Source organism: Streptomyces eurythermus (assembly GCF_014649115.1).
Lineage (GTDB): Bacteria > Actinomycetota > Actinomycetes > Streptomycetales > Streptomycetaceae > Streptomyces > Streptomyces eurythermus.
Genome location: NZ_BMSK01000002.1, coordinates 103,362 through 127,415, shown reverse-complemented (window position 1 = coordinate 127,415; position 24,054 = coordinate 103,362). Strand labels below are relative to the sequence as shown.

Annotated in this window: 8 protein-coding genes; 5 read left to right on the top strand and 3 right to left on the bottom strand. The window is 74.0% G+C overall.

Translation table 11 applies throughout. The annotated features are described in order from the left end of the window. Positions 1–146 precede the first annotated feature (146 nt). The 3 genes from IE251_RS03330 to IE251_RS03320 form a co-directional block, all read right to left on the bottom strand. On the bottom strand, positions 147–1,298 hold the full coding sequence (locus tag IE251_RS03330) for an LLM class flavin-dependent oxidoreductase (protein WP_189751397.1): 1,152 nt from the start codon (positions 1,296–1,298) through the stop codon (positions 147–149). A gap of 85 nt (positions 1,299–1,383) precedes the next feature. Continuing rightward, positions 1,384–7,425 carry a non-ribosomal peptide synthetase gene (locus IE251_RS03325; protein ID WP_189751396.1) on the bottom strand — a complete coding sequence of 2,014 codons (6,042 nt, stop codon included), beginning with the start codon at positions 7,423–7,425 and terminating at the stop codon, positions 1,384–1,386. Positions 7,426–7,810: 385 nt separating this feature from the next. Next, a complete protein-coding gene (locus tag IE251_RS03320; RefSeq protein ID WP_491590659.1) occupies positions 7,811–9,601 on the bottom strand; it encodes an asparagine synthetase B family protein in 1,791 nt (596 codons plus the stop codon). Between the two features lie 473 nt (positions 9,602–10,074). Here IE251_RS03320 and IE251_RS03315 point away from each other — a divergent pair, with 473 nt between their 5' ends. Genes IE251_RS03315 through IE251_RS03295 form a run of 5 tightly spaced genes read left to right on the top strand, consistent with a single transcriptional unit; the run spans position 10,075 to position 23,837 of the window. Continuing rightward, positions 10,075–16,071: a type I polyketide synthase gene (locus IE251_RS03315; protein ID WP_189751394.1), complete on the top strand. Its 5,997-nt coding sequence runs from the start codon at positions 10,075–10,077 to the stop codon at positions 16,069–16,071. A 33-nt stretch (positions 16,072–16,104) separates the two neighbouring features. After that, positions 16,105–17,877: an acyl-CoA dehydrogenase family protein gene (locus tag IE251_RS03310; protein ID WP_189751393.1), complete on the top strand. Its 1,773-nt coding sequence runs from the start codon at positions 16,105–16,107 to the stop codon at positions 17,875–17,877. Positions 17,878–17,932: 55 nt separating this feature from the next. Then, entirely contained in the window at positions 17,933–21,241 is a 3,309-nt protein-coding gene (locus IE251_RS03305) for a non-ribosomal peptide synthetase (protein WP_189751392.1), read from the top strand. After that, the gene (locus tag IE251_RS03300) at positions 21,241–22,545 is read left to right on the top strand and encodes an MFS transporter (RefSeq protein WP_189751391.1); all 1,305 of its coding nucleotides are present in this window, start codon (positions 21,241–21,243) and stop codon (positions 22,543–22,545) included. The genes IE251_RS03305 and IE251_RS03300 overlap by 1 nt, the downstream gene beginning before the upstream one ends. A 23-nt stretch (positions 22,546–22,568) precedes the next feature. Further along, positions 22,569–23,837, top strand: coding sequence for a cytochrome P450 family protein (locus IE251_RS03295; RefSeq protein WP_189751390.1), 1,269 nt, complete (start codon positions 22,569–22,571; stop codon positions 23,835–23,837). The last annotated feature ends 217 nt before the right edge of the window (positions 23,838–24,054 follow it).

Genomic DNA, 24,054 nt, shown 5'->3' with positions numbered 1-24,054 from the left:
ACACACCGGGCTTGCGCCCGCCCCGCCCGAGCGCCACGGGGGCGGCGCGCGAGCGGGGCCGGGGGGGTGCCGGCCGCGTCCGGAGGCGGCTGAGCCGTTCCTCCGGTGCGGACGGCGGGGGATGTGCCCGTTCCACGCCGGAAGACTCACCCCGGTGCCAGCAGTCCCCGCCTCCGCAACTCGGGTGCCAGGCCGTCGGAGAGCCAGTGGGCCTCCTCCAGGTTCGGGAAACCGGAGAGGATGAACTCGCTCACGCCGATGTCGCGGTACTCCTCCAGCCGGTCGGCGACCTCGGCGTGGCTGCCTACGAAGGCCAGTGCCGAGCCTCCGGCCAGGAGCCCGAAACCGCCCCAGAGGTTGGGCGCCACGTGGAGGCTGTCCAGGTCCTCGACGCCGGCTCCTTCGAGGAGGCTCTGGCCCCTGGCCTGGCCGACCGAGTCGCGGGCACCCAGCAGCGCGCGGGCCCGTGCGGCGTGGGCCGGGTCGAGGCCGGCGAGATGCCGCTCGGCGTCCGCGAACGCCTGCTCGGCGGTGTCCCGGCTGAGCAGCCAGGCGCGCAGGCCGAACCGCGGGGCCGGCCGGCCCTCGGGCACCGCCTCGGTCAGCCACTTGGTCTTCTCCATGATCATGTCCAGTGGTTCCAGCCAGCTCAGGTAGACGTCGGCGTGCCGGGCGGCGACCGGCCGGGCGTACTCCGAGGACCCGCCGAACCAGATCTCCGGCGGCTTCGCGGGCAGGTCGCGCCCCGGGGCCGTCACGGAGGCGTCCCGCGTCGAGAAGTACTCCCCGGTGTGATCGACCGTCTCACCCGCCAGCAGCGGCCGGACGATCCGCAGGAACTCCTCGGTGCGGGCGTATTGCGCGGCCTTGTCGCCGTGGTCGCCGTAACGGCGTGCCTCCCACCCCGGTTCACCGGTCACCACGTTCAGCGCCAGGCGGCCCTGGCCGGCGAGCCGCTGGAAGGTCGCCGCGTGATGCGCGGTCAGCAGCGGGTGCTGGGTGCGGGGGTGCAGCGCCACCAGGAACCGGAGGGTGCGGGTGTGCGCCAGGAGCACGGAGGAGACGATCCAGGGGTCCTCACAGGAGGACCCGGTCGGGACGAGTACGGATGTGCACCCGGCCTCCTCCACCGCCAGCGCGATCTCCGTGAGGTAGGACAGGGTCGGTGCGCGGAAGCCCCCGGGCCCGGCGGAGTCCCGGTCGGGCAGCACGACGTTGGTGCCGCCCTGCCGGAACTGCCGGGTCTCCCCGGAGCTGGGCAGGTACCAGTGGAGGCGGATCCGGTCGTCGGTTGTCATGTCAACGGCCCGCTTTCGGTCGGTTCGTGACGGTGGGAGTCGGAAAGACGCGAGTCGGCGCGGCACGCCCGCGTCAGCTCGCGGGTCACTTCCACGGCCGGTGCGGGTCGACGGGCTCGGCCAGGCTCCGCTCGGGGGCGTCCGCCAGGCCGACGAGCACGTCGCCGATCGCCGCGGCCAGCGTCCCGGCCTGCTTCGCCGAGACCCGCGTCCCCTGGTAGGACAGCACGGCGGTCAGATCGCCGTCCTCTTCGGCCACGGTCAGGGTGATGCCGGTCTTGGCCTCCCGGGTACCGAGCCGGTCGAGGAAGACCGGCCGCAGATACGTTCCTCCCAGTTCTGCCTTGCGGTCGCCGCGCAGATTCATGTTCAACGTGACATCGGTGTAGGGCGAGCGCCCTGGCCGCCGCGCCGGGGCCAGCCGCTCCAGGACGTCCTCGAAGGGGGCCTCGCCGTGGGCGAAGGCGTCGAGCGTCTCGGTCCTCAGCGCGGCCAGTACGTCGCCGAGCGAGCTGTCCGCGGTCACGTCGGACCGCAGCACGACGGTGTTCAGGGTGGGCCCGAGCAGATCCGGGAAGGCCCCCCGGTCCGGCTGGACGGCGGGGACGCCCACCGTCAGATTCGGCTGGCCGGTCCAGCGGTGCAGGGCGACCATGAGCGCCGCGCCCACCACCATGAACCAGGACACCGAGTGGCGGGTCTGGAGGTGCCGCAGCCGCTGTCCCAGGCCGGCCGGCAACGGCACCGTGACCGCCCCGTCCGGCTCGGGCGTCGCCGGCGGCTCGGGGAACTCGACCGTGCTCGTGGCGCCGTCGAGCCGTTGACTCCAGAAGTCGAGGTCACGGCGGTGCCGCTCGCCTCCACGGGCCGCTTCGCCGGCTGCCGTGAACTCGCGGTACTGGGTGCGCGGCGGCCGGGCGGGCACTCCGTCGGCGACGGCACGGTAGTAGCGGTCGAGCTCCGACAGCAGCGTCGGGACCGATTCCCCGTCGATGACGAGGTGGTGTGCGCACACCAGCAGCGCGTGCGCGTCCCCGAGGTCCGCCACGGCGAACCGCAGCAGCCGCCCGGACTCCGGGTCGAAGGGCTGCTCGGCGGTGTCTTCGAGCCATTGGGCCAGTTCCTCGTCCGGCTCGGCCGGGTTGGCGACGAACACCAGCTCGATGCGGGGCCGCCACGGCTCCCGGACGACCTGGCGCAGCACGCCGCCGTCGGCCACGAACGCGGTGCGCAGGATCTCGTGCCCCGCGACCAGCTCGGCGAGCGCGCGGTTCAGCACCGCCAGGTCGAGTGGTCCCTCGGCCTTCCAGGACAGCAGGACGGTGTTGCGGGAGCGCTCGTCGACCTGCTCAGCGAGCCAGAGCTGTCGCTGCAGCGGGCCGGCCGCCGGAAGCCGGCCGGCGTCCGTCGCCGTGTCCGGGGTGACGGCGGGCGGGCGGTCGCCGAGCTCGCGGTCGACGAGCGCGGCCAGGGCATCCAGGCGGGGGTGTTCGAACAGGGCACGCATCGGCAGTTTCACACCCAAGTGCTGCTGGATCCGTGCGATCAGCGCGACCGCGTTCATCGAATGCCCGCCCAGCGCGAAGAACGAGTCGTCGGGTTTCACCGAGGGGACACCGAGCAGTTCCGACCACAGCTGCCCGAGGACCGCCGCCGTGCCGCTCCCCGTGGTGGCCGGTCCCCCGGCCCCCGGTTCGGCCGGGGGTGTCCCCGGCCGGCGGCGCAGCGCTTCCTCGTCCACCTTGCCGTTGGTCGTCAGCGGAATCTCCGGGACGATGCGGAACTCTCCCGGGATCATGTAGCCGGGCACCTTGGCGAGCAGGTGGTCGTAGAGGTCGCGCCGGGTCAGCGGGGCGGTGGTGGCCACCACTCCGACGAGGCGGTCCGGCTCGGCCAGCACCACGGCGTCGTGGACCCGCGGGTGTTCGAGCAGCGCGGCGCGCACCTCGCCGGGTTCGACGCGGTATCCGCGCAGCTGCACCTGGTCGTCGGCCCGGCCGATGAACTCCAGTGTTCCGTCCGGCCGGTACCGGGCCAGGTCGCCGCTGCGGAACAGCTTCCCGTCACCGAACGGCGACGCGACGAACCGCTGCGCCGTCAGCTCGGGCCGGCCGGCGTAGCCGCCCGCGACTCCGGCGCCGCCGACGTAGATCTCGCCGACCGCGCCGACCGGCAGCAGCCGGCGGCCGGTCAGCCGGTCCAGGAGCAGCAGCCGGGTGGTGGGGATCGGCCGGCCGATGACACTGGCGTCCGCGTCGGCGTCGGCCCGGGTGACGGTGTGGATGCTGGCGTGCACCGTGGTCTCGGTGATGCCGTACATGTTCACCAGCCGCACATGGGGACGGCGTTCCAGCCAGTCCCCCAGTACCGCCGGGCGCAGGGCCTCGCCTCCGAAGATCACGTATCGCAGCCGGTTGAGCCCCGTGGGCGTCGCCGGTTCGCGGCCCACGAGGCGGCCGAACGCACTCGGGGTCTGGTTGAGCACGGTGACCCCTTCCCGTTGCAGCAGCGCCCAGAACTGCTCCGGGTCGCGGGCCTGTTCCTCGGTCACGAGCACCAGCCTGCCGCCGTGCACGAGTGCGCCGAAGATCTCCCAGACCGAGAAGTCGAAGGCGTAGGAGTGGAACATCGTCCACACGTCGCCCGGTCCGAACGCGAACGGGAGGCGCTCGTTGGTGACGAGCCGCACCAGGTTCCGGTGGGTGATCACCACGCCCTTCGGCTTTCCGGTGGTGCCGGAGGTGTAGATGCAGTAGGCGGGCGCGTCGGCGGCCACCGAGGGCAGGTCGCGGTCGGAGCCGGGTTCGGCGTCGACCGCCACGGTGGCCCCCGCGAACCCCGGGACGCCGGCGCCGTCGGGGGTCACCGCGAGCCGGGTTCCGGAGTCGTCGAGGATGAAGGCCGCCCGCTCCTGCGGCCCCGCCGGGTCGACCGGCAGGTAGGCGGCCCCCGCGAACAGCACGGCGAGGACGGCTTCGATCTGCCGTGGCCCGCGCGGGAGCAGCAGGGCGACGAGTTCGCCCGGTTCCACGCCGTGTTCGAGGAGGACCTTGGCGAGCCGCTCGGACCTGGCGAGGAGCTGTCCGTAGGTGATCCGGGTGCCTTCGTGCGTCAGGGCCACGGCCTCGGGCCGGCGCCCGGCGGCCTGCCGGACCAGTTCGTGGACGGTGGTCTCGGGGTAGGCGGCGTCGGTCGCGTTCCAGACCGCCAGTTGGGTGTGGCGTTCGTCGTCGGTCAGCGGGTCCAGGTCGCCGAGCGCGGTGTGCGGCCGCTGCGCGAGCTGCCGCAGGGCGGTCGTGAAGTGCTCCGCGAGGGCGGCGATCTGGTCGTGGTCGAAGTAGCGGCCGTTGAAGACGAGTACGCCCCGGTGGCCGCCGTCCTCCGGGCGCAGCACGAGGTGCAGGTCGTATTTGCCGTAGCCGCCGGCGAGGCCGGTCTCCTCCTGCGGCCCGGTGTCGTCGAGGACCGTGACGAGCACGTCGAACAGGGCGGTGCGGCTCATGTCCTTGACCGGGTCGATCCGGCGTACCAGTTCGTCGAACGGTGCGTGCTCGTGCCGCTGGGCGTGCGCGCGCTCGGCCGCGACCGCGGTCGCCAGCCGGTCGAAGGTGACGTCCGGCCGCGCCCCGAAGCGCAGCGGCAGCAGGTTGGACAGCGGACCGACGATGTGGCGGTCGGCGTCGTGACGTCCCGGGTGGGTGAGGCCCAGCACCAGGTCGGTCTGTCCGGTGTACCAGCCGAGGACGGCGGTGAAGGCGGCCAGCAGCACGTCCAAGGGGGCTACGCCGAGCCCTTCGGCGAGCGTGCCGACCGCTGTGTCCGCCGGCACCGCGAAGCCGGCCGTGGCCTCCTCGTAGACGTGGACGGCGTCACGCCGGCGCCGTTCGGGCAGGCGCAGGGGCTCGGCCGGGGGGCTGAGCACGGCGGCGCGTGCCTCGATGTCCGCGCGCCGCGTCTCTTCCGGTGTCCGCTCGTACCAGGCGCCGAAGCTGCTGGGTTCGGGGGTGTCCCCGAGGAGCTGCCGGGCGAGGAGCCGCAGCGAGTGGTCGTCCGCGACGGCCTGGTGGGCGGTCAGCGCGAGCCACGCCGAGCCGTCTTCGTGCGGCAGCACGGTGACGCGCAGCAGCGGGCCCTCGACCAGGTCGAACGGTGCGGTGACGGCCGCGCGCAGCGCTTCGGGGCCGGTGCCGGCGGGCAGCCACCGCGGGCGTACCGGGACGGTGTCGTGGACGCGCTGCACCACCTGGCCGTCCACGTGGTCGAAGGTGGTGCGCAGCGCCTCGTGCGCCCGCACCACCGCCGCGACGGCGGCGTCCAGCCGGGACGGCTCGGGGGCCTCGGGGAGCCGCAGTACGAGCCTCAGGTTGTGGTAGGTCGGTGCCGCCGGGTAGATCTCCCCGTTCTCGAAGCGGTCCACGAACCACATGCGCTGCTGGTGGGGGGAGGCGGGTCGGACGAGGACGGCGGGCGCTGTCCTCGGGGCGTCACGGTCCGTCTCTGGCGGCACGGGGTCCGCGGCCGGCAGGTCGTCCGTCGCCTCCGGGGCGGCGGCCGGAGCCAGGGCCGCCGTGAAGTCGTGCAGGCGGGGGTGGTCGAACAGGGTCCGGATCGACGCCGCCTCGGCGTCGTAGCGCTTGTTGACCGCGAGTACCAGCTTCTCCGCCAGCAGCGAGTGGCCGCCCAGCTCGAAGAACGAGTCGTCGGGGCCGATGTCCCGCACGCCGAGCACTTCGGCCCACAGCCGGGCCATCTCCGTCACCGACTCGTCGCCGGCCCGCTCCGGGGAGGGGCCGGGCCGTGTCCGTTCGACGGGTCCGGGGTCCGCCTTCAGGTCCCGCCGGACGTCGATCAGCGGCGCGTCGGGGTTCTCGGCGACCGCGTCGAGTACGGAACGGTAGTCGTGCGCGAGTTCGGCCACCCGGGTGGGGCCGACGGCACCGGTCGGGTCCTTCCACAGCACATGGGTGCCGGCGCTGTCCTCGCGCACCATCGTCGCCAGCAGGAAACCGGCGGAACTCTCCATGCCGAGCAGCCGCAGCGACGCCCGGTGCTCGCCGTGGCACAGGGACAGATCCTGCACATCGACCCCGTCCCGCAGGCCGGCGTTCCAGACCTGGAACACCGTCTGGTGGGTGCGCGCCCCCGCTTCCGGCCCGGTGAGGCCGGCCGCCCGCATGATCGCCGGCAGTGGCAGGTCCCCGTGCGCGACGGCGTCCCGCACGCGGCCGTGGACACGGCGCGACAGCGAGGCGTAGGTGTCGTCCGCCGTGGGCCGGTCCAGGACCGGCAGGGGGTTGACGAAGTCCCAGACGAGTTCGCGCAGCGACGCCGAGGACCTGCCGTGGTAGGGCACGAACGACAGCACGTCCGCGCCTCCGCCGTAGCGGCGCAGCAGCGCGAAGTAGCCTCCCAGGAGCACCGATGTGTAGGAGACACCGATCTCGGCGGCGCGTGACCGCAGCCGGGCGGCGAGGTCCGCGGGTATGAGCTCCTCCAGCACGGTGTACCGCGGCTCGTCCACGCTCGGCGGCAGCCGGAAGTCGAGGTCCTGTCCGCCCAGCGTCTTGCGCCAGTACTCCCGGTCGGACTCGCCCTCCGGTCCGTCGGCCAGCGCGTGCGACCGTTCGGCGTGGCGCACCAGTCCGCCGTGGTCGGGGACCACCGGCGTGGCGCCCGCGTACGTCTCCCGCAACGCCTCCAAGAGCACGAGGATCGACGCGCCGTCGAACACCAGGTGGTGCACGGCCAGGACCAGGACGGTGTAGTCCGTGCCCCGCAGCAGCTCCACCCGGGCGAGCGGTCCGCGGCGCAGGTTGAACGGCCGTTGCCAGCTCCGGCGTACGGCCTCGTCCCGGGGGAGGTCCGTCGTCGTCTCCGTCACCGGGATCTCCGGGCCGCCCGAGCGGTCCAGCACCAGGCCGCCCGGTGTGGCCAGTACCCGGCCGCGGAGCTGGGGGTAGAGCTCGCCGATCTTCCCGACCGCCGCACGAAGGCGTGCCACGTCGAGCGAACCGGTCACTTCGAAGGGCGTCGGGATGATGTTCGTCCAGGCAGCCGGGTCGCGTTTCCACGCGACCCAGATGGCTTCCTGCCCGACCGAGAGCGGGACCTGCTTCGGGTCACTCACATGTGCCTCATTTCCGCGTCGTGTCCGGCTTCTTCTCCGCCCTGCCGGTACTCGTCCGGCGCGGCGGAGTCAGGTCGGTCCGTGGCGGACAGCCGGATGTGGGGGGCGTTGACGCGCTGCCGCGCGCGACAACGGAAGACGTCTGCCGGCCCTTGGGCGTCGGCACCGGTGGCTCTCCTCGCTCGGGCGAGGACCGGGGCCGTGGGCAGACGGGTACGGGGCGAAGCGGCGGGTCTCCGGGCTCACCCCAGGGCGGGGTGGGCGGCGCCGCCTCGGCGAACGGTTCGTGGGCGTGCCCGGGCCCCGGGCCGCGGCGGGCGGCGGCCGCCCTGGCCGCGATCGCGGCGCCGCCCGGTCTCGTCCTCTGTGTCGTCCCGCCGCCGGGTCACAGCTGCATCCGCACGTTCAGCCGCCTGAGCCACGCGTCGAGTTGCAGCACCATCTCGACGTCCGCGCGGCCGAGCCAGCCACCACGGTCGAGCCGGCTCGGATCGTCGACGACAGCGGTGGCGGCACGACGGTCCAGCAGCGCGTGCACAGGGGCCGCCGAGTCGTTCAGCAGGGCCCGGAGGCGGCTCAGGAGAGCGGATTTGTAGTACGTGTCGTAGGTGATCGGGTAGGGCACCTTCGGCCGGGTGAGCACCGACTCCGGGACCAGGCCGCGCCCGAGGGCGCGCAGGAGGCTCTTCTCCCTGCCGTCGAAGGACTTCGCCTCCGCCGGCAGGTGGTACACGGCCGACACCACCTGAGGGTCCGCGAACGGGAACCGCACCTCCAGCCCGGCCGCGGTCGATATCCGCTCCGAGTGGAGCACCGTCTGCTCGAGCAGCCGGGTGATCGTCAGGTGATCGATCTCGCGGGCGAGGCGGTCGGTGCGGGACGCGCCCGGCGGGTGCCGCACCTCGGCGACGGCTTCGCGGAACAGGGAGTCGATCCAGCCGGACACGTCGATGGCGGAGAGCAGTTCGGTGTCGAACAGCCCGGCACCGATGCCGTACGGCAGACCGAAACGCCGGGAACGCTCGATCCAGGGAAACGATGTCAGGGCACGGGTGGGGTCGGGATCCCCGCCGAGCCCGGTGAACACCGCGTCCGCGCCTTCCCCGCTGAGCACCACCGGCACGGCCCGCGCGACCCGGCGTCCGAAGACGTACGGCGTGATGTTCTTGTCGCCGAACGGGGTCGGGTGGTCCTTGGCGGCGGCCACCTCGGCCAGCAGGCCGGGCTCGGACAGCTCGCGGGGGTCGATCTCGGCCTCGTGGTGCTCGCATCCGAGGAAGTCGACGACCTCCTGCGCGTACGGCCGGTCCGGAACCGGGACGCCGGTCTGGTCGAACACGACCGTGAAGGTCCGCGGAGGGTGTTTCGCGATGCCGGCGGCGAGGCCGGTCAGCACGCTGGAGTCCAGTCCCCCGGACAGCAGCACAGCGGGCTCGGCGTCGCCCAGCGCCCGGCGTACGGCATCGTCCAGGAGCTCTCCGACCTGCTCGACGGGGTGGCCGCGTGCGGCCTCCGGTGGATCCTGGAGGGACCAGTAGCGCGCCTCGGAGGCGGCACCGCCGGCCCGTAACTCGACCGTGGTCCCCGGCACCACCTCGCGCACGCCCGCGAGCACCCCGCGGCCCGGCGGACGCAGTTGCGTGATCAGCGCGCTCAGGCCGTCGGCGGTGAGCCGGGGCCGGGCCCAAGGGTGCCGCGCGAGAGCGGCGAGGTCGGACGAGAACAGCAGGCCGCTGTCGGTCACCAGATAGCTGAGCGGCTTGATGCCGAGGCGGTCGCGTCCCAGCAGCACCCTGTCCGCGTCCAGGACCGCGAACGCGAAGTCGCCGTGGAACCGCTCGACGGCGGCCCGTCCCCACTTGAGGTAGGCGTGGGCCACCAGTTCGGAGGGCGAGTACCCCGGGCGCACCGCCAGCGAGGCCGCGAGGCCGGTGGCGTTGGCGAGGTGACCGTCGAAGACCACCGCCACCGGCGGAGCCCCGGCGCGCTCGAGCACCGCCGGCCCTCTCGGCCCGGTCCAGGTGGGGCCGACCGTCTGCACGAGGGCGGCACTCTCGTGCCGCCACATCCCGTGTCCGGCCCTGCCGCGCACGGCGAGATCCGTCATCAGGCGGCTGAAGTCCGCTTCGCGTACCTCAGCCTTGGAATAAGCCGACCATCCGGCAAAACTAGACATTGAGACCTCGCCTGGATTCTACAGACTCACGTGACTCATCGGAGTCGAATTACGTCCGCATCATCTGCCGAGCAGAAGCCGCGCTCAGGCCGTCACTTGGTGGAACCTCTCGACAACCTATCCCGATCGGCCGCCGGCAATGTTGCCGGAACATTAAAATAACTGGAACATGAATGCAAATAGTCAGGACAGACTCTGTCATGTCCCGGATGTCCGCCCGAGTTCCGCGATCCCGTGTATCACAGTCCCGCAACATCGCCTGGTAATCGACGGGTAAAAACTCCCTTGAGTCCTGGTGGAGTGACAGCCGAAATGCGCTGGTAATAACGCACGAGCAAGGTCGTCCCGGGGTTGACACCGGTTCGTTCCTTGCAATACTGGATCACTCAACGGGGTGGTAAGTAATGCGCCGCAAGGTCTTGGCGGCGAGCGGGCGCGACGAATAGATACGCCGCATGACTTACGGAGATCCGATGACGCAGGAAAACTCTGTCGCCGTAGTCGGGTTAAGTTGCCGCTTCCCCGGTGCTCACAACGTCGAGGAGTACTGGAGAAACCTTTGCGCGGGCATCGACAGCATCACCCACTTCGACCGGTCCACACTCGACGCGTCCGGACTCGACGCCGCGCTCGTCACGGATGCCAGGTTCGTTCCGGCACGCGGAGTGGTGCCGGACGGCGAACTGTTCGACCGGGAGTTCTTCGGATTCAGCGCCGCCGAGGCGGCGACGATGGACCCGCAGCACCGCGTCTTCCTGGAGTGCGCCGCACAGGCCCTGGACGACGCGGGCATCGACCCCGACCGGTCGGGGAAGTGGACCGGCTTGTTCGCCGGCGGTGACCACACACCCGCGCCACCGGCGGGCCCCGTCGACACCGCCACGGCCACGCGGCGTCTGATCGGGCGGGAGAAGGACTTCCTGGCCACCCGGGCCGCTTACAAACTCGATCTGCGCGGCCCTGCGATCACCGTGCAGACAGCCTGCTCGACCGGACTGGTGGCGGTCCACCAGGCGTGCCAGGCGCTGCTCGGCCACGAGTGCGACGTGGCTCTCGCCGGCGCCACCGCGCTTCACCTGCCGCAGGCCGGCGGCCATCTCCACCAGGAGGGGTCGATCCTCTCCGCGGACGGCCGCTGCCGCGCCTTCGACGCCGACGCCTCCGGAACCGTCAACAGCGGCGGGGTGGGCGTCGTCGTGCTGAAACGTCTCACCGACGCGCTGGAGAACGGCGACCGGATCATCGCCGTCATCCGGGGATCTGCGGTGAACAACGACGGCCGGGAGAAGGTCGGCTACACGGCGCCCTCGGTGGCGGGGCAGCGGGACGTGATCAGGATGGCGCTGGCCCGGGCGGGCGTCTCCTCCGACGAGATCGGCTACGTGGAGGCGCACGGCACCGGCACCCCCGTCGGGGACCCGGTCGAAGTGGCGGCGCTGACCGCGGCGTTCGCCGCCGAGAGCGAGGGCTCCCGGACCGGTCCCTGCCTGCTCGGCACCGTGAAGGCCAACATCGGCCACGCGGGCGCCGCGGCGGGCATCGCCGGCCTGATCAAGGCCGCGCTCATGCTGCACCACCGCGTCCTCGTCCCGACCCCGCACTTCTCCCGTCCCAACCCCGCCCTGGACCTCGACGCGTCACCGTTCCGGATCAGCACCGAGCACCGCCCCTGGGAGCAGGCCGGGCCACGGCTCGCCGGCGTCAGCTCCTTCGGCATCGGCGGCACCAACGCCCACCTCGTCCTGGAGGAACCGCCCCGCACCGAGCCGGGCGGCCTAGACGAGGCGGACGGGGCGCACGCGCTCTGTCTGTCCGCCGCCACCCCCGAGGCGCTGCACACGATGCGCACCCGGCTGGCCGATCGGTTCGGCGCGGCCGACGCGCCCCGGCCGGCGGACGCGGCACGGACCCTGGCCGCGCGCCGGCGCTTCCCCTACCGCCTGTCGGTCGTCGCCGGGACCGCCGCCGAGGCCGCCGCGCTGCTGCGGGACACCGACCGGACCACCCGGGCCGCGCAGGCTCCCCGGGTTGCCTTCCTCTTCCCCGGACAGGGCGCCCTGCGGGCCGGTCACGGCCGGGCCGCCCACGCGCTGCTCCCGGTCTTCCGCGAGGTGTTCGAGACCTGCCGGGCCCACCTCCGCGCCCGCCACGGCATCGACCTGGCACCGGCGCTGGACCCGGGCACCTCCCCCGACTGGTTCCTGGACACCCGTCACCAGCAACTCGGCCTGTTCGTGTACGGCTACGCGCTGGCCCGGCAACTGTCCGCGTGGGGCGTCACCCCGGAGGCCTCGCTGGGGCACAGCGTCGGCGAGTACGCGGCCGCCGCGACCGCCGGCGGCTGGGACTGGCAGGACGCTCTCGACCTCGTCCACGCGCGCGCGACCGCGATGCACCAGGCGCCGCCCGGCCGGATGCTCGTGGTGCGGGCGCCGCTCGACGAGGTGACGCCGCTGCTGGACGACAGCGTGTCACTGGCCACCGTGGGGTCCGGTTACGCCGTCGTGTCGGGCCCGGCGGAACGCATCGAGGCGCTCGCCGCCGACCGGCAGGCCGCCGGCGCCGCGACCCGGCTCCTGCCGACCGCGCACGCCTTCCATTCCCCGCTGATGGCGGCCGCCGCCGAGGAGCTGCGCAAGGCCGTGGCCACCGTACCGGGGAAGGCGCCGCACCAGTCGTGGATCTCCGGGCTCACCGGCGAGCGGACGGCCCCCGGGCAGGCGCAGGACCCCGACTACTGGGCCCGGCAGCTCACCGGCACCATCCGGCTGGACCTCGGGATGCGCACGCTCGCCGAGAGCGATGTGCCGGTCCTGGTGGAGCTGGGTCCCGGGGACTCGCTGACCCGGGAGGCGATCCGCCGGTCGGCGGACCTCGTCGCCGTTCCGCTCCTGGGCCGCTCCCCGGCCGACGAGCGCGGGAACCTGCTCGGCTCTCTCGCGCGGCTGTGGGAGGAAGGGGTGAGTGTCGACTGGGAGTCCCTCGCGCCCGTCCGCGCCGGACGGATCTGCTCCCTGCCGCCCCATCCGCTGGCCCGGACCGCCGTGCCGGCCCCGCCCACGGCACCGTCCCGGCCGCCGGCGGCCCCGCCGGTCCCGGCCGCGTCCTCCGCGCACCGCGCTCCGCAGGCCGTCACCCCGGTGTGGACGCAGGCCGGTGCCGCCCCTCGCGACGCCTACGACGTGCTGCTGGCCGGAGACCCCGCCCGGCTCGGCGCGGCCCTGTCCGGTCACGGGCTCACCTCGGTCGCTTGGCGGCCCGGTGCCCTCGCGGCGGCGGCCGACGGCTTCGCGGTCCGGGACGGACGGCGCCCCCTGGTGATCGCCGTTCTGCCGGAGCGGGAAGCGCTGCCCGGTCTGGACGCGCCGGGCGTCGCCCCGGTGCTCGCCGAAGCGGCCGAGACCGCCGGGCGGCTCGGCGCCCCCTTGTTCATCGCGGGCCGCGGGCTGACCGGCCTCCTGGCCGCCGCCCCGGCGGCCGCCGCCCCCGACTGGGGCGCCTGGGCCGCGCACCACTCCCGGACCGGACGGCCCGTCGCCCTGCTCGACCTCGGTGACGGCCCCGCGCCGTCCCGGCTGCCCGGCCCCGAGGCCGGCGCGCACGCCTGGCGCGACGCGGTCTGGTGGGATCTCGAACCGCGGCCCGTGCGGCTGTCCGCCTCCGCGACGGACGGCGCACCTCCGTCCTGGACCGTGGTCGGCGACGGACACCCGCGCGCCGCCGCCCTGGCCGCCGATCTCGCCGAACAGGGCCTGCCGGTACGGGAGTACGCCGAGGCCGTGCCGCTGCCCGGGCTCACCGCGCCGGTGCGCGCCGCCGCGGAGGGTGTGGCCTGGACCAGCCGGACCACACCGCTCACCCGGCGGACCGCGCTGAGCCGGGAGCTGGACCTGTACTGCGCCGGGCTGGTCGGGCAGCAGATCGTGGCGATGACCGGCCTCACCGACGGCCGGCGGATGACAGACCGGGAGCTGCGCCGGCGCATCGATCCGGGCCGGCGCCTGCCCGCACTGGCCGACTTCTGCCTGCGCGTGCTGGAGCAGGAAGGCTGGCTGGCGCGCGACGGTGACCACTGGCAGGCCGCCGGCACGCTCACCGCCTCGCTGGCCGCCGCGCTGGCCGCCGAGTCCGGGCTGGACGAACTGCCGGGCCTGAAGCGGATGCTGCGCCATGTCACCGCGGCCTACCCCGACGTCTTCGCCGGTCACCGCACCCCTGTATCGGTGCTCTACCCCGACGCCGATACCGGGTTGCTCGACGGCTGGCTGCGCGACAACCGGATCCCGCTGGACGACTGCGCCGCCGCGCTGGAGGCCCTGCGGGACGTCGTGCGCACCGCGACCGCCGGTTCCGAGGAGACCGGGCGGACCTTGCGCGTCCTGGAGATCGGCGCGGGAGCCGGCCGGCTCACCTGGCCCCTGCTGACCGAGTGGCCCGGCCGGCAGGGCATCGAGTACCACGTCACCGACGTCAGTCCGCTGATCGTACGGCGTGCCGAGGCTCGCGCGGCCGAACTCGGTCTGACCGACCTGAGGTTCTCCACCTTCGACATCGCAGCGGACCCGGTCGACCAGCAACTGGTGCGGGGCAGCTACGACTTGGTGCTCGGGTACAACGTCGTCCACGTGGCCGAGTCGGTTCCCACCGCGCTGCGGCGGCTCGCGGGGCTGCTGCGGCCCGGCGGCCAGCTGGGCCTGGTCGAGGTCACGGAGATCGCCCGCTGGTCCCATGTCATGTGGGGTCTGGCGCCGGGCTGGTGGGACTTCGGCGACGAACTGCGCACCGACTCCATCCACCTCGACGCGCCCACCTGGCTGCGCGCGATCGAGGACGCCGGCTTCACCGACGTACGGGCGGTGGACGCCAGTCTCGCCAGTGACCACGTGGTGGTGTTCGCGGCCGGTCCCGGCCCCGGACGGTCGCCGGGCGACGGCGGGTTGCTCTACCTGCCCCGCACCGGCCGGGCCTCCGCGGACCGGTGGCGGGAGGTACGCGAGCGGCAGCCCGGGCGCGCCCCTGCCTGGGTGGTGACCGAGGACCCCGACTCCTGGGAGGGCGAGCGGCTGCGCCGCGCCCTGGATCCCTCGCCGGGCGACCACGCGTGGGGGCACCTGGAGGTCCCCCGCCTCGATCCCGGCCGGCTGGCGCGTCTGCTCGCCCTGGACCCGCCGCCCGGACGCCTGCGGCTGCCGGACGGCCCACCCGGACCCGAGGCGGACCCGACGGTCCCGGCCCCGGTTCCGGACGTCGGGTCCGCGGCACCGGCGCCGGCGCCGGCCGCACCGGTCACGCAGGCCGCGCGGACCCCGGCCGAACCGTCCGGCACGGACGGCACGGAAGGCGCGGAGGGCGCGGAGGGCGCGGAGGGCGTGAACGGCTCGGACGGCCTCGCGACGGACCTGGCCGCCCTGTGGTGCGAGGTACTGGGCACCCCGGCGGTGGACGGCGACGACGACTTCCACCGGCTGGGCGGAGACTCGCTGATGCTCGTGCAGCTCAGCGGGCTGATCGGCAGCCGTCTGGGACACCACGTGCCCGTCACGTCACTGCCGCACGACCTCACCTTCGCCGCTCTGGTCGGCACCGTCCGGCAACTCGCCCCCGCCGTGGAGCACACCCGTGCCCCCGACGTCACGGCACCGGCACCGCTTCCCGGCCTCGCGCCCGCCCATCTGCCCGACCACGTCACTCCGCTCCGCGCGGCCGGCTCGGGCCGCCCGCTGTTCCTGGCGGCACCGGCCACGGGCAGCTCCCTGTGCTACCGGCAGCTCGCCGGCCATCTCGACGGCAGCCGGCCGGTCTACGGTCTGGAGGCGCCCGGCCTGGGCGACCACCGCCGTCCGCTGACCCGCCTCGAGGACATCGCCGCGCACCACGTCACCGTGTTGCGGCAGGTCCAGCGCGACGGGCCGTACCTGCTGGGCGGCTGGTCGTACGGAGCGATGGTCGCCCACGAGATGACCCGTCTGCTGGAGGCGATGGGCGAGTCGGTGGAACTGCTCGTGGGCATCGACGGCTACCTGCCCGCCACCGGTGGCCTGCCGGTCGGCGCCCTGCCGCACTGGCTGGTGCCCAGCCTGAGCCTGCAATGGGAGGCTCGCCTCCGCCCCCGCTCCCCGCGCCTGGTGCCGGAACGGCCCGAGGGCGGGCTGCCCCGGGTGCGGGAGCTGGCCGGGCTGCGCTTCACCGCCGGTGTGCCGGACTACGTACGGCTGCACAACACCAGCATCAGAGCCCTGCTGCGCCACCGCCCACGGCCGGTCCGCGCACCGCTGCTGCTGCTCAAGGCCGGCACCGACCACCACCGGCGCACCAAGCTCGGCCTGCGCCTCGCCCCGCTGTACGGCGCCGGGGTGACCGTGCGCCCCCTGCCGGGCGACCACCACAGCATCCTGGGCAGCCGGCACGTACCCGCGCTCGCCGCCGCGATCGACCAGGCGCTGGCACCGCCCGCGGACCCCGGCCGCTGACGCACCCCGTCCCCCACCCCGATTGGCCTGCCCATGGTGCAACGACGTCCCGCCCAGCCGCGCAACTTCTCGTCCGATCCCGACCGCCCCAGCTTCCTGGAGGAGCTGTACCAGGGCCGCTTCCGCTGGGACCTGATCCACCCCTTCCCCGAGCAGGACGCGGCCGACCGCGCGGCCGGCGACCAGGCCGTCGCCGGCCTGGGGGCCTTCCTGCGCGAACACGTCGACCCGGCCGAGGTGGAGGCATCGGGGCGGCTGCCCGAGAGCCTGTACCCGCTGCTGCGGTCCCGGGGCTACCTGAGCCTGCAACTCGACCCGTCCCTCGGCGGCCTGGGCCTGTCGCACTTCAACGTGTTCCGGGTCGTACAGGCCGCCGCGAGCCACTGCTTCCCGGTCGCCCTGGTGATGGGCATCGAGAACTCGGTCGGCACGCCCGCCTTCTGGCCGGTGGTGCCGGACGGTCCGCTGAAGGACCTGCTGCACCGGCACCAGAAGCTCGGCGGCCTGTCCGGCACCGCCGACACCGAACCCGGCGGCGCCGCCAACCAGCACCGGGCCACCACCGCCGTGCCGGTCGACGGCGGGGCGGCGTATGTGCTCGACGGCCACAAGGTCTTCGTGGGGCACGCGCCCCTCGGCACGCTGTTCAGTGTGACCGCGACCGTCCGGGAGAACGGCACCACCACCAACCAGGTCTTCTTCGTGGAGGCCGACACCCCGGGGTTCTCGCGCGGGCAGTGGCACGAGTTCTCCGGCATCCACGGCTTCCCCAACGGCTGGATCACCTTGGACAACGTCCGGGTGCCCGCCGAGCACCGGCTCCTGGAGCAGGGCAACGGGCAGGCCCGCCTGACGCCGGCCGTCTCACGGCTCGTCACCCGGGGACGGCTGCACATGATCGTGGCCCCGTCGCTTGCCGTGGCGAAGCTGTGCTGCCGCTGGTCACGGCAGTTCGTCAACCGCCGGGTGGTGGACGGGCGCCCGCTCGGGGAGTACGAGGAGATCCGGCGCAGGCTCGCCGACTCGCTCGCGGAGACCTTCGCCGTGGAGAGCGTCGCCCGCGCCGCCCTGCTCAACGAGGACCAGGACCTCGGACGCAACACGGCGTTCGAACAGAACCTCGCGAAGAACATCGCCTCCGTCGTCGCCGGCCGCGTGGCCGACCGGACCCTGTCCCTCATGGCGGCGGAGGGGTACGAGACCGCGGCGAGCAAGGAGCGCCGCGGGGCACCGGCGCTACCGGTGGAACAGGCTGTCCGCGACGTACGCAACATGCGGATCTCCGGCGGCGTCGACTTCATGATCGACTACTGGCTCGCGGGCCGCAACATCCTGTCGTACTACTACCCCGAGCCCGACGAACCCCAGGCCCCGGCCGCCCCGGACGCGAGCCTCCTGGACGCCGACCTGACCGACCGCAACCGCGCTCATCTCGCCGCGATCGTCGAGGAGACCCGCCTGTTCGGGCTGACCTGCCGGGAGCTGGCCCGCCGCCATCCGGACCGGTCCGGGCTCGCCGCCCGCCAGCGCGCGCTGGTCCTGCTCTCGCGCATCTCCGGTGAACTCTTCACCATGGCGGTCGTCCTGGCCCGCGCCTCCGGCATGACACGGACCGCCGCGCCGGCGGCCGAGGACGGCCAGCGCCTGGCCGACCTGTACTGCGCGGCGGCCCGGCACCGCCTGGCCGGGCACCTGCGGGAACTGCGGGACGCCACCTGCGACGACGACGGCGCCGACTACGCCGGGCAGAGCACGGCCTGGCTCTCCGCCACCGGGCCGCACCCGCTCTCCGAGGACCTGATCTGACGAGGCAGCGGCTCACCCGCCGTGCCGACACGTACGCGACGAAGGAGCAGTTGCCATGACGGTCCCCGACCACACCGCCCAGGGCCGCCCGCCCGGCGCCCCGGAACCGGACGAGGAGGTGGTGGTCCCGGCCTCGGCATTCCAGCGGCGGATCCGGCTCGCGGAACGGATGGACGCCGCCGCCACGTACAACGTGCCGCTGGCCTGGCGGGTGACCGGCCCGCCGCTCGACGCCGGCACCCTGCGGCGTGCCCTCGCGCTGCTGGTGGCCCGGTTCGAGATCCTGCGCACCCGGTTCGAGGAGCGGGACGGCACCCTGTGGCAGCGGATCGGCGCGCCCTGGAGCCCGCGGGTGGACCGGGTCGACCTGCGCGGGGACGGCGCCCCGCGGGAGGCGCTGCGCGCGTGGCTCGGCCGGGCCGCCGGCGAACCGTTCGACCCGGCGTCGGGCCGGCTGCTGACCGCCGCGCTGCTGGAGACGGGCGGCCCCGATGGACAGGTGCTCTTCGTCTGCCTGCACCACCTGGTGTGGGACGGCGAGTCCGCCGGGATCTTCCTGCGGGAGCTGGCCGACTGCTACGCGGAGGCGTCCGCCGGCGGCCCGCGCCTTCCTCTTCCGGTGGTGGCGGGTGGACGCGACGGCCGCGCGCAGTACCGGGACTTCGTCGCCGCGCAGGACGGCGGCGATCCCGGACTGCGGGCCGCCGAGCTGGCGTACTGGACCGACCACCTCGCCGGGGCGCCCGCCCACCTGGACCTCTCGCCCTCCGGGCCGGACCCCGAGGGCAACGGCACCGTGACCGTACCCCTGCCCCCGGGCCTGGCCGCCCGGTTGCGCCGCGTCCAGCAGGACCAGGTCTGTACCCTGTACCAGCTGGCGGCGACGGCGCTCGCCGCCGTGCTGCACCGCTGGACCGGCCGGGACGACGTCGTCTTCGGCGCCCCGCTCGCGCGGCGCGACGACCCGCGCTTCGCGGGGCTGCTCGGGCCGTGCCTCAACACGGTGGTGCTGCGCTCGCGCCCCGCCGCCGACGCCACGCTGCGGGACCTGCTCGTCAGCCTGCGCGACGAGGTCCTCGACGCCTACCAGCACAGCGGCGTCCCCTTCGAGCAGGTGGTGGAGCGGCTGAACCCGCCGCGCCGGTCCGGTCACACCCCGTACGCCGACGTGACCCTGAGCCTGGAGACCGTCCCCGCCGAGCCGCCCGGGCTGGGCGGGGCCACGCTGGTCAGGCTCCCGCTGTCCTCGGAGGGCGCCGACTACCGGGCCAAGTTCGGGCTGACCGTGGTGCTGACGCTCTCCGGCGACACCCTCGAGGCCGCCTTCTCCTACCGCGGCGACCACGCCCACAGGGCCGACGTCACCCAGTTGGCGACGCTGTACGGGCGGCTGCTGGCCCGGCTCCCGGAGACCCTCGACAGCCGCCTGGACACCCTCGACCTCGTGGCCGGCGACGCCGCGGAGCTGGCCCGTCTGGACGCCTGGGAGAACGGCGGCGAGGCCGGCCCGGCGACCACCGTCCCGGAACTGCTCGGCCGTTGGGTCCGGGAGACGCCCGACGCCCCGGCGGTGGACACCGGGCGCGGTGTCCTCACCTATGCCGGACTGCACCGGCGCGCACTGGCCCTCGCCGCGCGCCTGCGGCCGCTGTGCCCGGCCGGCGACCCGGTGGTGGCCGTGCTCCTGCGCCGGGGCGAGGACCTCGTCGTCGCGATGCTCGCCGCCTGGTACGCGGGTGCCGCCTTCTGCCCTCTCGACCCGGACGCCCCGGCGGTCCGGGTGGGCGAGCTGCTCGACGACCTGGGCGCGTGCGCCGTGATCGCCGACGGCGCCGCCCGTGCCGCGCACCCCGCCACGGCCGCCCTGCCGGTGCTGGACGTGCCGGGTGCCGTGGACGGCCGGCTGGGACAGGACCGGCAGGCGACGGGGACGGACGCCGTCGGCCCGCACCTGGCCTCGGCGCAGGCGGCGGCGTACATCGTCCACACCTCCGGTACGACGGGCAGGCCGAAGGGCGTCGTCGTCCGCCACCGCGGCCTGGCCCAGCTCGTCTCGTGGGGACGGGAGTCGTTCGGCCTGGGGCCCGCGGACCGGACCGGGCACCTCCTCGGAGTCGCCTTCGACGCCACCCAGTGGGACGTGTGGTCCGCCCTCGCCTCCGGCGGCTGCGTCGTCCCGCACGAGGGAACACCGGCCGCCGACGACGTCGCGGACTGGCTCACCCGGCGGCGCGTCTCCGTCGTCCTGCTCGCCACACCGCTCGCGGAGGCGCTGTGGGCGTCCGGGGCGGCACTGCCGCGGCTGCGCCAGCTGATCGTCGGTGCCGCCGCCCTGACGAGGACGCCGCCCGCCGGCACTCCGTACCGGATACGCAACGCCTACGGTCCCACCGAGTCGACGGTGATCGCGCTCACCCACGACCTCTCCGGCGGTGCCACCGGGCCGGTGAACACCATCGGACGGCCCATCGCCGGAACCCGGGCCGAGATCCTGGACCCGGCGGGGCGGCGCTGCCCCGCCGGAGTGCCCGGAGAGATCGTCCTGCGGGGCGCGGGCGTCGCGGCCGGCTACTGGCGGCGGCCGGAGCTGACGGCGGAGCGCTTCCACGGCCCCGGCGGACCGGGCTACCGCACCGGGGACCGGGGCCGGTGGCTGCCGGACGGCACCGTCGAGTACCTGGGCCGGGTGGACCGGCAGCTGAAGATCCGGGGGCACCGGATCGAACCGGGCGAGATCGAGGCGGCGCTGCTGCGGCACCCCGCGGTGTCCTCCGCCGTCGTACACGGCGACCCGGACCGCACGCCCCAGCTGGTCGCCTACCTCGTCGCCGCGTCACCGGCGGGGCCCCGGCCCGAACGCACCGAACTGCTGGACGGCCTGCGGTCCCGGCTGCCCGCCCACTCGGTCCCCGAGGCGTACGTGTGGCTGGACCGGCTGCCCCTGAACGCCAGCGGGAAGGTCGACACCGCGCGGCTGCCGCGGCCGCGCCGCGAGGACCTGCCGGTGGCCGCCGAGCGGACCGCCCCGCGTGACGACACGGAGCGGCGGATCACAGCCGCCTGGGCCGAGGTCCTGGGCCGCGACGAGATCGGCGTGCACGACAACTTCTTCGATCTGGGAGGCAACTCCCTGCTGCTCACCCGGCTGCGCACCTCGCTCCACGGGCGCGGGTTCCCCGCCCTGACGCTGACCGCGCTCTACGAGCACACCACGGTGGCCGCTCTGGCGCGGTTCCTCACGGCTTCCGAAGCCCAGCCGGCCGCGCCCGCCGACGGGCTGCGCGACCGGGCGGCGCGGGCGCGCCGGGCGATGGCCGAGCGGGGCGCGCGCGGCCGGGGCGGCCTGCGAGGGAGTGACGGCTGATGTCGCCACCGCCCGGCAACGCGTCGCGCGGCGTGCTCCGCACGGTCCTGGTCGCCGAAGTGCTCTCCATGAGCGGCTCACAGCTGAGCGCCGTGGCCATGCCCTGGTTCGTCCTGGAGAGCACGGGTTCGGCGGCGGACATGGGGGTGGTGATGGCGGCCCAGATGATCGCCGTCGCCCTCTTCGGCGTCCTGGGGGCTCCGCTGAGCGGACGCCTCGGCCCGCGCCGGGTGCTGGTGGCATCCGACTACAGCCGTGCCCTGCTGGTGGCGCTGGTGCCGCTGCTGCACCAGGGCGGTCTGCTGCCGCTGCCGGTGATCATGCTCCTGCTGTTCGCCATCGGCTCCTTCTTCGCCCCCTACACCGCCAGTCAGCAGGCGTTGCTGCCGTTCCTCGCCGGTGAGGACGAGAAACTGCTCAGCCAGGCCAACGCCAGTCTCCAGGGCGCCACCCGCCTCGCCATCCTGATCGCCCCGCCCGTCTCCGGGCTGCTGGTGAGCTGGCTCGGCGCGCCGACCGTCCTGCTCCTGGACGCCGGGACCTATCTGGTCTCCGCGCTGATCCTCGGTTTCCGCATCCCGCGCGGCCTCGCCCCGCCGGTCCCCACCGCCCGCCGGAACACCCGGGCCGCGGTGCGCGTGCTGCTCCGCGACCGGCTGCTGAGCTGCTGGACCATCGGACAGGTCCTCACCGAAACGGCGTGGCAGGCCCTGTTCGTCCTGCTGCCGGTCCTCGCCCGCGAGCAGTACGGCGGCACGGCCACCCTGGCCGGTCTGCTGCTCGGTGCCTTCGGCGGCGGAGCGCTCACCGGCACCCTGCTCGTCGGACGGGCACTGCGCCGCCTCTCCCCGACACGGCTGTCGGTCCTCGGCAGAATCGGCCAGACCGCGGCCTTCTTCGCCCTGCTGCTCTCGCCGAACGCGCCCGGACTCGCCGCCGTCCTGTTCACCGCCGGACTGCTCAACGGCCTGTCCAACGGACCGATCGCGGCCGTGCGCACCGCGCGCATCCCGGCTCCGCTGCGGTCGACGGCGCTCACCCTGATCGCCGCCTTCGGGCTGACCGGCGGAAGCGTCGGTCTGGTCGGCAGCGGAGCGGCGGCGGAGAGCCTGCCGGCCCACACCGTGTTCGCTCTGCTGGCCCTGTGCCAGGTCCTGGCCGCCGTGTGCTTCGTCCTCGGCGCCCGTCGGCCCCGTCGGGGTACAGCGGCGGAAACACCCCGCGAAACCGGCCCGCCGGTTCCCGTACCACCCAGCCCCGGCCCTGACCAGCGGCCTGTGCTGCCCGACTCACCCGACGCATGACGACCGAGAAACGAAGGATGCCGATGACCTCGCTCGCACAGCGCTGCTGCCCGCATCTGGCAGGCGTCCCCGACAACGACCACACCCTGGGGCCCGACTTCGTCCAGGACCCCTTTCCCGCTCTCGACCGGCTGCGGAGCGAAGGCCCGGTGCACCTGGTCAAGCTGCCGAGCGGCGCCGAACGCTGGCTCGTCACACGCCACGACGACGTGATCCGGGCCCTCGAGGATCCCCGGCTGAGCAACGAGCTCGGGCGCGGCCTCCAGCAGAGCCTGCCGCCCGAGCCGCTGCCGCCGCGCGCCCAGGTCAGCCTGCGCACCACGCAGCTCCTCGGCCGCGCGATGGCCAACCTCGACCCGCCGGACCACGACCGCCTGCGCAAGCTCGTCGTCCGGGGGTTCAGCGCGAAGCGCGTCGAGGGGCTGCGCGACCGCATCCAGCGGAGCACGGACGAACTGTTCGACGCGCTCGGGGACGCGACCGAGTTCGACCTGGTCGACACGGTGGCGAACCGGCTCCCCATCGCGGTGATCTGCGAGCTGCTGGGCGTCCCGGCCACGGACACCGGGCTCTTCCGCACCGCCGCCTCCGTGGTCGGCGGCCACATCCCCGACGACGAGACCGCCCTGCGCGTCGTCGCGGCCCTCGACGAGTTCGACGCCTACGTACGCGAACTGATCGACGCCCGCCGCGTCACACCACGGGCCGACCTCATCAGTACCCTCGTCACCGCCGAGACGGACGGCGAACGCCTGACGGAGGACGAACTCGTCAGCATGGTCGGGATCGTCCTGTTCGGCGGCTACGAACCCTCCGCGCAGCTGATCGGCAACGCCCTGGTCGCGTTGTTGCGGCACCCTGACCAACTCGCCGCCGTACGGGCCGACTTCGGCCTGATCCCGGCTGTGATCGAGGAGACGATGCGGTACGACGGCCCGGTCACTCCGGGGCTGAGCCGCTACGCCCTGGAAGACGTGGAGATCGGTGGCACGACCATCCCCAAGGGCTCCTACGTCGTCGTCGGCACCGCCTCCGCCAACCGTGACCCCGAGCGCTGGCCGGACCCGGCGACGTTCGACATCGGACGGTCGTTCACGGCGCGTTCGCTGGGCTTCGGCCACGGACTGCACTACTGCGTGGGGGCACGCCTCGCCTCCCTGGAGGTGGAGATCGTGATAGCCACCGCCCTGCGCCGCTACCCCCGCCTGCGGCTGGCCGTCCCGGCGGCGGAGCTGGAGCGCCGCCCGGGATCGGTACGCGGCCTGCGCGCGATCCCGCTGCGGGTCGACTGAGCGAAGCGGCCCGCGAGCCGTTGCCGTACGGAATGGAGGTGGCGTACGCGGCGAGCAGGTGGTGTGGGGCGCCGCCGATGAAGCCCCGGGCGATGCCGCCCCACACCACGGCGCGGACCGGCGGCAGGTCCCGCAGCGCCCGCAGGCCGGCGGCCGGTTCGCGGAGGAGCACTCCGCGGCCGGCATGCCGCCCAGGGAGGCTCCGAGGATGTCCGGT